At 65.3% G+C, this 11,431-nt stretch carries 10 protein-coding genes and 1 pseudogene; 9 read left to right on the top strand and 2 right to left on the bottom strand.

The window, feature by feature from the left end:
* Nucleotides 1–916 (top strand): annotated as a pseudogene (locus F1599_RS25955) (hypothetical protein); the annotation flags it as partial.
* A gap of 239 nt (nt 917–1,155) precedes the next feature.
* Here F1599_RS25955 and F1599_RS18700 read toward each other — a convergent pair.
* Together F1599_RS18700 and F1599_RS18710 are read right to left on the bottom strand one after the other, a co-directional pair.
* Complete coding sequence (locus F1599_RS18700; protein WP_150084112.1) at nt 1,156–1,407, bottom strand: hypothetical protein; 252 nt, start codon at nt 1,405–1,407, stop codon at nt 1,156–1,158.
* A 639-nt stretch (nt 1,408–2,046) separates the two neighbouring features.
* The gene (locus F1599_RS18710; RefSeq protein ID WP_223819759.1) at nt 2,047–3,624 is read right to left on the bottom strand and encodes a sensor domain-containing diguanylate cyclase; all 1,578 of its coding nucleotides are present in this window, start codon (nt 3,622–3,624) and stop codon (nt 2,047–2,049) included.
* A 346-nt stretch (nt 3,625–3,970) separates the two neighbouring features.
* Here F1599_RS18710 and F1599_RS18715 point away from each other — a divergent pair, with 346 nt between their 5' ends.
* From F1599_RS18715 to F1599_RS18750, 8 genes are all read left to right on the top strand, one after another.
* Nucleotides 3,971–4,228 carry a hypothetical protein gene (locus F1599_RS18715; RefSeq protein WP_149320281.1) on the top strand — a complete coding sequence of 86 codons (258 nt, stop codon included), beginning with the start codon at nt 3,971–3,973 and terminating at the stop codon, nt 4,226–4,228.
* Between the two features lie 284 nt (nt 4,229–4,512).
* Nucleotides 4,513–4,797 (top strand): hypothetical protein, encoded by a 285-nt coding sequence (locus F1599_RS18720; protein ID WP_149320280.1) that lies wholly within the window; start codon nt 4,513–4,515, stop codon nt 4,795–4,797.
* 160 nt (nt 4,798–4,957) lie between these two features.
* A complete protein-coding gene (locus F1599_RS18725; protein WP_149320289.1) occupies nt 4,958–5,197 on the top strand; it encodes an AbrB/MazE/SpoVT family DNA-binding domain-containing protein in 240 nt (79 codons plus the stop codon).
* Between the two features lie 872 nt (nt 5,198–6,069).
* Nucleotides 6,070–6,345: a hypothetical protein gene (locus tag F1599_RS18730; RefSeq protein ID WP_149320271.1), complete on the top strand. Its 276-nt coding sequence runs from the start codon at nt 6,070–6,072 to the stop codon at nt 6,343–6,345.
* Nucleotides 6,346–6,438: 93 nt separating this feature from the next.
* Nucleotides 6,439–6,951 (top strand): Csu type fimbrial protein, encoded by a 513-nt coding sequence (locus F1599_RS18735; protein WP_149320270.1) that lies wholly within the window; start codon nt 6,439–6,441, stop codon nt 6,949–6,951.
* An 80-nt stretch (nt 6,952–7,031) separates the two neighbouring features.
* Complete coding sequence (locus tag F1599_RS18740) at nt 7,032–7,736, top strand: fimbrial biogenesis chaperone (protein WP_149320269.1); 705 nt, start codon at nt 7,032–7,034, stop codon at nt 7,734–7,736.
* A 50-nt stretch (nt 7,737–7,786) separates the two neighbouring features.
* The gene (locus F1599_RS18745; protein WP_149320268.1) at nt 7,787–10,159 is read left to right on the top strand and encodes a fimbria/pilus outer membrane usher protein; all 2,373 of its coding nucleotides are present in this window, start codon (nt 7,787–7,789) and stop codon (nt 10,157–10,159) included.
* The gene (locus F1599_RS18750) at nt 10,156–11,127 is read left to right on the top strand and encodes a Csu type fimbrial protein (protein WP_170265944.1); all 972 of its coding nucleotides are present in this window, start codon (nt 10,156–10,158) and stop codon (nt 11,125–11,127) included. The genes F1599_RS18745 and F1599_RS18750 overlap by 4 nt, the downstream gene beginning before the upstream one ends.
* Nucleotides 11,128–11,431 lie beyond the last annotated feature (304 nt).

Consider the following 11,431-nt stretch of genomic DNA (forward strand, 5'->3'; position numbering starts at 1 on the left):
GCGCGAGCCCGGGGCGCTGCTGACCTTGGCAGCGTGGGTGCGCGACGCGTGCGACGCTTCCAAGCGGATGCAGGCAGGCGAGCTGTGGCGGTCCGAGGCAGGGACGCATCGTGGCGCAGTCACGATGGCGCAGGCCCTTGGCCAGCTGCACACGCTTGCCCCCCTGCCCACCGAGCTCGAGCCACTGCTTGCCGACCGCGGTGACGCTTGGGTCGTCCATCAGGCGCGTTTTCCGCGCGCAGTCAGTCGCGAGCTGGCGCGCCTTGGCGAGCGTGGCTTGCGGTTTGACGCCCTGTTTGCGTTCTACAAGGACAGCGGCGATACGTCCGAAGGCTCGCCAGCGTGGTACTGCCAGTCCGTCCAGCAGCAGATCCGGCAGCGCCATGGCACCTGCGCGTGCCGGTGGGAACGCGTCAACGCCGGGTTCGGCGCGTTCTGTTGGATCCAGACCCAGCCTGATGAGTTGGGGCAAGAGCCGTTGCAATGCCCGTTTGAAGTGGCGGTGCAGGACCTGGAGCTGGACTGGGGAAGCCAGGGCAGGGCGCTGCCGTCGCGGCTCGCGCAGCAAGAGATGTATCGCTTTCTGAAGGAATCGCACGCGATGCGCGATGCTGGAGTGCTCTCCTATAAGGAGGGAGCGCAGGTGTCCCCGGACGGTTATCTTTACCTCATGCAACGGGTATGGCCCTGCTGCGAATGGAATCGGGACTCCCCTTTGCTTGACCTGTTCCGGACTGCCGCGCGCTGGGAGATCGATAGCGAGCATCGCGCCATCACGCGCTGGTTGGACGATATTGAAGCCGGCAGCCACCCTTCCCACCGCCAGGATCCCCTCTACTGTGTGCGCTTGCGCAGCGATGAACAGGGAGCGTCGCTTCTGCATTGGCGATCGGCCGACCACCAGTCTCGAGGGTGAGGGGCGGCGCTGGCGGGCCGGGCGCACGAGGGACCGCCGGCGGCCGTCAACCGTCTACGGTCCCGAAATCAGGGCACCGACCGGGCCGGCAGCTATCCGTTGGGCATCGTGGTCGCGTTTTGCGGATGTTCTGGGACAGTCGGCCGTAGCCAGTAGGCTGGTGCGACCAGGGATGAAGCGCACCGATCGGCTGCCGATACGGTGAGGCGACAAAAAGCCCGCCTGTGACGGCAGGCGGGCTAAAACGGTCGACGCGGGGGTGCCTTGCCGCGCCGTTCCAGCTGCAGGGCACTGGCGGCAGCGCGGTCGCGGCGCGCGATCTGCACCGCTACAAGTGACGCCGGGCTGGCGAGGCGGCGCCCTGTTTCAATCAGCCCACCATACAAACCACAAGCGCGCGTCGCCTCAGCCATCGAATAGTGATGGCCATCAATCAACGCAAGGCGCACTTGGTCGCCATAGCGTATGCGCGAGCCATCCACGGGTTTCATGCATCGATTGTATCGTAGCCTGGAAGCGGAGCCGCTGTGCCCGCGGTGGCCGGCAGCCATCATGGCCGGCGTCTGCTCGGTGAACGGGGCTGGGCAGACGCCGTTTGATGGCCAGAGGTCTGCCGTTCCTGGCCCACGGCCGGGCCGAAATCCACTTCACCGTGGCGGTTTTCAGGTGTGATGCCAGCGATCAGAGCCTCTACGTCATACGCATCCTTGGCCGCTTCCGCGATCTCGGCCGGGCGCCGGAGCGAGGTGCCCTTACCCGACTTTCGTATTTTTGTTCGCATCCGATGCGCTCCCGACATTGCCAGCCCGTCGATACTATACCGTGGCCACCGTTGCGAAACCGGGCCAGGCGCTGAGGCCGTCAGCGGCGATCCCGGCCTCGCGCTATAGCGCACGAGCCATGAAGTGGACTCGGCAAGGGGGTACGCCACTGTGCCTGGCGTCGGTCTCCGTGCCCGTCTGCAGAAGCGGTCAGCGCCTCTCGGGGCGCCGCAATGCGGCATGCGGGGTTCGTGTTGAAGACCTACCCAGTTGCCATCTGGGCGAAACCAGGCGCCGGCTCAGCGCCAAAATTTGTCGCTCGGCTGCAGGCGCCGTTGAAATGGTGCGAATCCTTGGGTGCGGCCGCCATCATGCTGGTGAATCGACCGCGCGCAGGCTCAGTACGCGGTTGCGGCCGGCGCGCTTGGCCCGGTACAACGCCTCGTCCGCTGCACGAAAGAACGCCCGCAGGTCGGGATACACGGGCGATGCGCCACCATTGCCTTCGGTCACCACGCCGACGCTGACGCTGATTCGGCCAAAGGGGCTTCCTGCGTTCTCTACGCCGAGCGCAAGGACGGACGCCCGCACAGCTTCGGCGATGGCCGCAGCGCGCGCCGCGTCGGTGCCGGGCAGCAACACGGCAAACTCCTCCCCGCCATAGCGTCCCGCGTAGTCGCCCGCACGGCGCAACTGCTGGCGAACGCATTTGCCCACGGCGGCGAGCGCATCATCGCCAGCCACATGGCCGTAGCGGTCGTTGAACTGCTTGAAATAGTCCACGTCGATCATCAACAGCGACAGCGGCTGCAGCTCGCGCCGGCTGCGACGCCATTCACGGTCGGCAATTTCATCCAGGGCGCGGCGGCTGCCCAAGCCGGTCAAGCCGTCGGTGTCCGCCAGCCAGCGCAGGTGCGCTTCGACCGCGAGGCGTCGCCGCCATTGCCGGGCCAGCGAGACGGCCAATGTCACGATGGCCAGGTTCATCGCCATCACCAGCCCAGCAAACCACCAGGCTCGCGTGCGCCAGACCGCCAGCACGTCGTCCATGGCGCGCCCCACCACAACTGTCAGCGGAAAGCCATCGACCCGGCGGAAACTGTACAGGCGCCGTATGCCGTCGACGGTGCCCGCCGCAATCAGTTCGCCATGCGGTTCACGAAGTATGGGCGCAAACGCGGGCGTGGTCGGCACCGTGCGGCCGATCAGACTGGCATCCATGGGGCGGCGCATGAGGATGGTGCCGTCGTGGCGCATCAACGCCAGTGCGCCGCCCTCGCCCAGGGCCACGCCGGCGAACAGCTTGCGGAAGTACTCCAGCCGCAGCGTGCTGGCCACGATGCCAGCGAATTGGCCGTCGGGGCCGGGCACGCGCAGACTCAGTGCGATCGAGGTCGGGTTGTCGGGTACCAAGCGAGGCTGGAACGGGCGGCTCAAGTAGACCGCGGACTGCCCCAGGTCTCGTTGCGCGATGAAGTAGTCGCGATCGGCCAGGTTCACCGGGCGCGGCGGCCAGTGCCGGGAATCGAGGATCAGGCGCCCCTGCGCGTCGGCCACCAGTAATGCACCAGTGTCCTCCGTTTCGTTGAACGCTCCGAACAGCACACGCTGGCGCAGCGGTGGCGACAACGCCATGACGGCGGGATTGCGCATGGCATCGAGGGCATGACGCATCGACGCCTCGTGCAGCTGGAGGTTGCGCGCGATGCCGCGCTCCAGAGTCAGCGCGAGGTTGGCCGATGCCTCCCGGGCGCTGGCCAGCGCGTCCCGGCGCATCTGCAGCAGGGCGGTGGCTGTCAGCGCCGTGATCGCGGCCACCAGCATCAAGGCAAGCGGGACCATCAACGCGGCCGGCGAAAAGCGGGCAGCCGTCATCGGCTGCGGCGGCAAGGGAGCAATGGCGGTGTCTGGAGCTGAGGTCATCGTTGTCGTGCGCGGGTCGCCCATTCGCTACACCTTAGCCATGGGCGGCAAATCCACGCTCGCTCGTCGGATTGGCGTTGTGCCTTCGCGCTCGTCAGGTAGCGCTCGAGCAGGGCGATACGGGCATGCAAGCACCACAGCACGCTGTTCGCATGCGCCACACAAATGCGGCCAGGGCGCCAGCGTTGCCTGAATAGGCGACGGCGTTGTGCGGCCGCCTGCGTGTGCAGCAGGAGCAGAGTTGCCTCAAGTCGGGCCAGATTCATCGCGCGGGACAGTGTGGTTTTTCCAACGCGGATTATGTACCGTCTCTGGCACTTTATGGCGACTGGACTCTACAATCGCTGCCGTGCCCACTTTCAGGTGTGCGATGACCGACCGAGCCGACGACCCGTTGATTGCCGCCCTCTACCGTGTACCAGAAGGCTGGATGGTGGCGGAAGTACAAGGCAGCCGGGTCATGCAACTGGGACCGTTGCCGACCGAACCGATGCCGACCGATCTGATCGCGGCGATGTTTCCCGACGCCCCGGTGTTGCACCTGGAGCCAGCGCCGGCGCCGTTGGAGGACGCCGTGCTGCTGCAGCACCTGACAGCACACTCAGGCCCCTTTTCGGACCGCCGCTAGCGCGCCGTGTTCACCGGACGATCGATTTCGCCGGATTCCCAACCCGGCGTAGCGCCCGCTTCGGCGGGCGTCTTTTTTCAGGCATTTTTTGCCGCGGCCACCAACCGTGATTGTTAGATACAAATAAGTCACAGTTTCTCGGCGACTTGCCTCCAGGCTGCCGGCCTCGTCAACTGTCGGCGGGCATAATGGCGTGCACCGCCGGGTTCCTGCTTTATGCTTAGTGCCGGATCAGCGCACGACGTGACGTTACGGCGTTTCCCTAAAATCAAACAAGACATCAAGTGGCCGAAAATAACAATGACGCGAGCGCACAGCAGCCAGCCGACGACGCCGCGGTGCAAAACCGCTCGTTCACCATTCCCGTTGACGGGCCGTTGAGCGTGACGCTGAAGGGCAACCGCGTCGAGATCAATGTCGTCATGGGCATCTCCGGCCAGGTGGAAGGGATGCGCACCGTGTTGAGCTTGACGCCGGAGGCCTCCGGCCAATTGATTGGCTGTATCAAAAAGGCGCTCGATGAGGGGCTGATGACGTTCACCTTGGGCCGGGCTACCCCACTGCAGTGAACCGGGCGCGGCCGTGCACGGCTTGGCTGGATCGCTGAGACTCGGTTACCTTCTTCGCCTTAGGTGCGTCGCGGGCCGCCGTCACCGGCGAAGCAGCTGCCGGTTATTGTGCGCAGCGCTAAGCCCGGTCGCTTGCAACGTGACGACCGTCGGAGGAAAAATGGCCATCACGAGAGCCTTCCAGTATGGCGACGCGTTCGCGGTTTGTATTCCGGCCGCGCTTGCATACGAGGATACGGATATCGAACTGGAGATCGAGCGCATCGGCGACGAATTGCGGATCCGACCTGCACGGCGCTCGCTTGCCGGTGTCGTGCAGAAGTTCGCCAGTTTTTCCCCTGACGGATTGCCATACGAACGCGACGACCAGGAGCAGGCCGATCGCCAAGCCCCGTCATGACGGCCTTGAGCTGGCGCAAAAAAAAAGCGCGAGCTTTCTGGGAGCGTCGCGCCAATGTCCGCATTGGGGTGCGGGCGGGGGAATTCTGCCATCGAATGGAGCCGTCAGCAATCCTGGTGGGCACCACTGTCCGTCAGCTCACTGGCTTGTCGGATGACCCAGTCGACCATTGCGCCAAGGGACCAGTTGGCATTCTTACCGTGCCTTCGGTCGAGTCGCACGCGGGACACGCAACGCGACCATGTGGCTCCAGCGGCAAGACTTGCCTGCACGCGTGGCAGTCAAACACGAAATCGGTCATTTGCACGCTCCCCGGTGGCGTCCACTGCTTGAACCGAACTGCATGAGGTCGCTAACCCATGTTCCATGGGCGATCGCTCGGCAACGCCCGCCGGTATGCACCCACATCGAGCCTGGCCAGCTGGCGAGCGACCTTGTCCGCCGACACGCCGTTGCACCGAGCGGTTTCAATGAGCCGCTGGTGCCGCGCGCAGGACACGCTGGCTTCCGTCATCGAATAACCGTGGGCATCCAGCAGACACAGACGGAGCTGATCCTGATAGCGGGCTCGTTGCATCAAGCGGGACGGGAAGGTCGACATAGAAAATTCTAGTAACAGTGCTGCGCGAACGCATCGTCCATAAGGGGGCGTGGGAGGGACTGCAAGCGCTCGGCGGCATGCCGCGATTCAAGTCCGAGCCTCACTCGTCTTGCTCCTCCAGCGCAGCGCCAGGCTCGCTGGCTCCTATGCCATCGAGGGGAACGTCCCCATAGGCACGCAGCACGTGCGTCGGCAAGCCCGGCGCACGCCAATTACCCCTGAACGTTGCAAGAAATCTGCCGTTTACAGGCGGGTACTTCCTCTATGCATCATGAAGACCCGTTCTATTGCTTTAGCCGTCGCCATGATCGTGCCAGGCATGCCATGGCGCGACGCGCATGCCGCCACATGGGCCCGGCTCGGGGTGCGGCTCGCCATCCCGGATGTCTGCGTCATTTCCAGCACGGAGGGAACCTTACCACAAGTGTCGTGTGCGCTTAACACCGCTTTTAGGATCGACTCCATCTCGCAGACGCCGCCATCGCGCAGACATGACGAACCGATGGCCGAGGCTCAGGATTTTTCCCTGCTCGAAATTGAGTTTTAAGCCCGTTTTACCATGGTAACAAAACGTTGCAGCAGGAAACTTCCTTATCGGTGTGCGTTAGCCTTTGCTTAACACCAATAGGAGAGGGGTTCCATGCGATTCTCCCTGTTGCGTCCGCAGCAAAAACTCGGACGCGTGGCTACGCTGGTCTTGGCCGCACTGTTTCCGAGTTGGCTGGGGGCGGCCACCAAGACCACCACCTTTCAGGTGCGGTTGACGCTGGCAAACGACTGCGCCATTTCCGCCTCCGATCTGGATTTCGGCTCTCAGGGCGTACTGGGCGCCAATATCGACCAGACCACGACAGTTAGCGTCACCTGCACCACCGGAGCGCCGTATAACGTCGGCCTCGATGCCGGTACCGCGGCCGGGTCCACCATTGCGAACCGGCTGCTGGCCGGGCCTGCTGCGGCAACCGTGCGCTACCAGCTGTATCGCGACGCGGCTCGTACCCAGATCTGGGGCAACACGCCCGGCACGGATACGGTCGCCGGCACTGGCAACGGCGCCGCCCAAACCTTGACGGTGTACGGCCGCGTACCGCCGCAGACCACGCCCGCGGCCGGTGCCTATACGTCGAACATCACGGCAACCATTAATTTCTGATGGTGGCCCCGCCCGCGACACGGGTGCGGCGATCGAAGGCGCCGGCGGCGCGATGTCGCGCTGCGCTGCTGACGTATGCCATGCTCGCCAGCGCCGCACATGGCGCCGCGCTGCAGATTTCGCCGATCCGTATCGACATGCCGACAGCGCCTGGCGCTGGCGCGCTGATACTGCGCAACCAGGGAGATACGCCCATCCATGCGCAGGTGCGCGTCTTCCGCTGGACGCAATCGGGCTTGGACGACGTGCTGGAACCGACGGACACCGTCGTGGCAAGCCCACCAATCGTGCGCATTGCGCCGGGCGAGGAGCAGCTGGTGCGGGTGGTGCATCCCCATACCGCCGCCAGCGCCGCAGAAACAAGCTACCGTTTGCTGATTGACGAGCTGCCGCAAAGCGGGCCTCCCGCCGCCGGCGTGCGGGTGCAATTGCGCTATTCCGTGCCGGTCTTCGTTGGCACGCCTCAGGGAATACCGCCTGCCTTGCAGTTCACGCTGCGGCAAGACAGTGCGCAATGGCGGCTCGAGGCACGCAATGGCGGTAACCGCCATGCGCAAATCAGCGATGTCACACTGGTCGCACAGAGCGGCGCCAAGCTCGCCGTCACGCGAGGGCTGCTTGGCTATGCGCTGGCCGGCTCCGGTCGCCAGTGGGCGCTGCCCGCCGACTATCGGATCTCCCCCTCTACGAGCTGGCGGCTGGAGGCCTCGGTCAATGGCGTTCGCATCACCGCTGCAGTCCGCGTAGCAGCCCCCGGCGAGGCTGGCAGCGCCGATGCCAGGTAAGGACGGACCGGGCTGTGGCGGGCGCCGTTCGGGCTGCCGAGCGCCGGCACATGCGGCAACGTTGGGCCGACCCGCAGTGGATGCTCATGGTGGCGTGGACGCTATCGCTGGGCTTCCCGCCCGCCCTGGCCGCCCAGGCAGCGGCGCCGACATCGCTGACAGCGGCGGTGCAGTCCGGCAATGCGTTGGCAGAAGAGGCCCCGCTCGAGGTAGTGCTCGACGTGATTCTCAATGGCGATGCCCTCGGTCTGGTTGCGCGATTCCGGTTGAGCGGTGGCCGGCTGTATGCCACACCGGAGGAGTTGCATGAGATGGGCATTCGCACCGATGACCTGACGGCCGGGCCGGACGGCACTATCGCGCTCGACAGGATTGGTGGCCTGTCCTACGAATACATGGCTTCACGCCAGCAGGTACGGCTGACCGCAGACAACGCCCGCCGGCGGCCGCACCTCGTGGAGACGATGCCGCGTCGCTCCGTCACCGTCACGCCGGGTACTGGATTGCTGCTGAACTACGACGCCTATGCGCAGCCAGGCACAGCCGCTACGGTGGGCCTGTACAGCGAGCAGCGCTTCTTTTTCTCGCAGGGCGTAATTTCCAATACCGGCTTTGCGACCTTCTATCGCGATCAGAACCGGTTCATCCGACTCGACACCAGCTACACCCGTCCCGACCCTTCCGGCCTGACGACACTGCAGGTGGGCGACACGATTTCCGGCGCGCTGTCATGGAGCCGATCTGTCAGGCTCGGGGGCGTGCAGTATCGCCGCAACTTTGCGCTGCGCCCCGACATGGTGACCTATCCGGTGCCGCAGTTGGGCGCGACTGCCGCGGTGCCGAGCGCCGTCGACCTGTATGTCAATAACGTGCGCCAATACAGCGGCCAGGTGCCCAGCGGCCCGTTCGTGCTGAGCGGCGCGCCGGCGTTGACCGGTGCGGGTCAGGCCACCATTGTCATGCGCGATGTGCTCGGTCGCGACGTGGCCACGTCGGTGCCCTTGTATGTCGATACGCGCATGATGGCTGCGGGCCTGGTGGATTACGCCATCGAGGCCGGCTTCCTGCGCGAGCAGTACGGCGTCAGCTCCTTCCAGTATGGCAGCCAGCTTGCGGCGAGCGGCTCGCTGCGCTATGGCTGGAGCTCGGCGGTGACGCTCGAAGGCCATGTCGAGGCGATGCCGGGCACTTACGTCAGCGGCGCGGGCCTGCTCTGGCGGCTTGGCGGCGCCGGCGTGATCAACGCCGCGGCCGCGGGCAGCAGCGGCCGCGGCAACGGGGCGCTGTTCTCGCTGGGCTATCAGTTGCGCACGCCTGCACTGACCCTGGACTTGCAGGGTAGCCGCACCGCGGGCAAGTTCACCGACCTCGCTGCACGCGCCGGTGCACCGTTTCCGGCGGCGTTGTACCGCGCGACCTTCGCCATGCCGGTGGCACGCAACGGCAATGTGGCGCTCAATTACGTCCATCTGGACGATGGACTGTTGGGCCGCTCGCGCATCGGCTCCATTGCCTTCACGACGCAGCTTGCCCGCGACTATTCGCTGAGCCTGAGCGCCTACCGTGATTTCGCCGAACCCCGCTTGCAAGGGGTGCTGTTGACCCTCACCGCCGTCATCGGCCCATCAGGGTCTGCCTCGGTGTCGGCGGGCAGCGACGCAGGCAGGGCAACGCTCTACGCCAACGCCGGCCGCACGCCCGATTTTGACGGCGGCTGGGGCTGGCAGGTGCAGGGGAGCCGAAACGCCGGACTGTCCCGTGGGCTGGCCCAACTGACCTATCGTGGCCCGTATGGCGAGCTGCTTGGCGGCGTGCAATCGTTCGATGGGCAAGTCCGCACGGCCCTGAATGCGACCGGCTCTGTGGTCGCGATGGACGGGGCCGTATTGCCCGCGCGCCGGGTCACCGATGGCTTTGCCTTGGTTTCCACGGGCGGCCATGCGGGCGTACCGGTGTTGGTCGAGAACCGTCGGATTGGCGTCACCGATCGCAATGGGCATTTCCTCGTACCGAACCTGATGCCGTATCAGGCCAATCGCGTGGGCATCGATGCGCTCGCGCTGCCGGCCAATACCCGGCTGAGCCAGCCGACACTGAACGTCGCCCCGGCCTGGCAGGCGGGGGCGCTGGCGCACTTCGACATCACGCCAATTCGCGGTGGCCAGGTGGTGCTGGCCGATGACGCCGGCCGGCCGCTGCCTGCCGGCACCGTGGCGCGATTGTTGGCGGCCGACGATGCCGGCACCGTACTGGCCACCACGATGGTCGGCTACGACGGCCTGGTCTACTTCGACAGCTGGTCGGACCGCAACGTCATCGAAGCCGAGCCGCCGGCGGGCAGATGCCGCGCCACGTTTGGCTATCAGGCCTCCGCGTCGCCGCTGCCGATGATGGGCCGCGTCACTTGCCAGCCGGTGCCATGATGAAGCGCGCCGGCATCTTGACCATCCTCGCCACAGTGCTTCTGTGGGGGCTTGCGCTGCCGCTGACGGCGCACGGCCAGACCTGTACGGCGACCGCGTCCAATGTCGTCTTCAATAGCGTGAGCCCGGTGTCGGGCGCTGCCGCAACGGCGAACGGCACGATCTCGATCCAGTGCACCGGCTTCGCGCTTGGGCGCGCGCGCGTCTGCCTGGGTATCGGCACGGGCTCTGGTGGCACCACCATGCTTCCTCGCACCCTGACCAGTGGCAGCGGGACGCTGAACTACAACCTCTATGCGAACAGTGGCTACACCACGGTGTGGGGCACGCGCGGGGCGTCGGGCACCAGCTACGTCCAGCTCGACATCCCGATGACGCTCGGTACCGGGCAAGCGACCGTGACGGTGTATGGCCAAGTTCCGGCCAACCAGAGTGCAGTCCGAGCCGGCGCCTATCAATCATCGTTCACGTCGGCGTTTACCGAAATGAACTATGCCGAGTACGTCTTGATCGGCCCCAACTGCGCCACGCTGACCAGCCCCGTCGCGCGCTTTCCTTTCACCGTGACGGCAAACGTCGTCAGCGACTGCGTCATCACAGCTACCGACGTGGACTTCGGCACGCGCGGCGTGCTGGCTGCCGCGTCGACTGCGACTGGCACCATTACCGCCCGCTGCACCAATGGCAGCCCCTACACCCTGTCGATCAATGCTGGCACGTCAGCCGGCGCTTCCATCGGCAACAGGCGCATGCAACGCAGCGGCGGCACAGAACAGGTCAGCTACCAGCTGTATCAGAACGCGGGCTATTCGATCCCCTGGGGGGATGGCACCGCCGGCACGAGTGTTTTGTCGGGCACTGGAACCGGTACCGCGCAGACCTATACCGTCTACGGCCGTGTGCCGGCGCAAATCACGCCGATCGCGGGAACCTACGTCGATACGGTCACCGTCACGGTCACCTACTGAGGAGTGTCCCGCCTCGCGGTCTGTGACTGTGGCCGGCACATAGCAGGCCGGAGTCTGTAGGACGAATCCTTGCCGAAATGGGGCAGCGGCCTACGGCGGCGCATGTCCTTGCTGCGGAATACTGCCGGAAACGCCTCTGTGTGGTGCCGTGCTCTCGCTCCTGTTGCTGACCTTCGCCGCGATCGGACTGATCGCCATTGTGATTTACCTGTCCCGATAATCCATCGGAATAAGTCCTTCTTGCACAAGCGGCTGCGTAAGGCGTTTCTCGGGACAATGCTTGAACGGCGCGCTTGGATACGAG

Source organism: Cupriavidus cauae, from assembly GCF_008632125.1.
In the GTDB taxonomy this organism is placed as follows: Bacteria; Pseudomonadota; Gammaproteobacteria; order Burkholderiales; family Burkholderiaceae; genus Cupriavidus; species Cupriavidus cauae.

Coding starts and splice junctions, on each gene's coding strand:
- F1599_RS18700 (WP_150084112.1), bottom strand. CDS start 1,407: ATGAAACCCGTGGATGGCTCGCGCATACGCTATGGCGACCAAGTGCGC.
- F1599_RS18710 (WP_223819759.1), bottom strand. CDS start 3,624: ATGGGCGACCCGCGCACGACAACGATGACCTCAGCTCCAGACACCGCC.
- F1599_RS18715 (WP_149320281.1), top strand. CDS start 3,971: ATGACCGACCGAGCCGACGACCCGTTGATTGCCGCCCTCTACCGTGTA.
- F1599_RS18725 (WP_149320289.1), top strand. CDS start 4,958: ATGGCCATCACGAGAGCCTTCCAGTATGGCGACGCGTTCGCGGTTTGT.
- F1599_RS18730 (WP_149320271.1), top strand. CDS start 6,070: ATGAAGACCCGTTCTATTGCTTTAGCCGTCGCCATGATCGTGCCAGGC.
- F1599_RS18735 (WP_149320270.1), top strand. CDS start 6,439: ATGCGATTCTCCCTGTTGCGTCCGCAGCAAAAACTCGGACGCGTGGCT.
- F1599_RS18740 (WP_149320269.1), top strand. CDS start 7,032: ATGCTCGCCAGCGCCGCACATGGCGCCGCGCTGCAGATTTCGCCGATC.
- F1599_RS18745 (WP_149320268.1), top strand. CDS start 7,787: ATGCGGCAACGTTGGGCCGACCCGCAGTGGATGCTCATGGTGGCGTGG.
- F1599_RS18750 (WP_170265944.1), top strand. CDS start 10,156: ATGATGAAGCGCGCCGGCATCTTGACCATCCTCGCCACAGTGCTTCTG.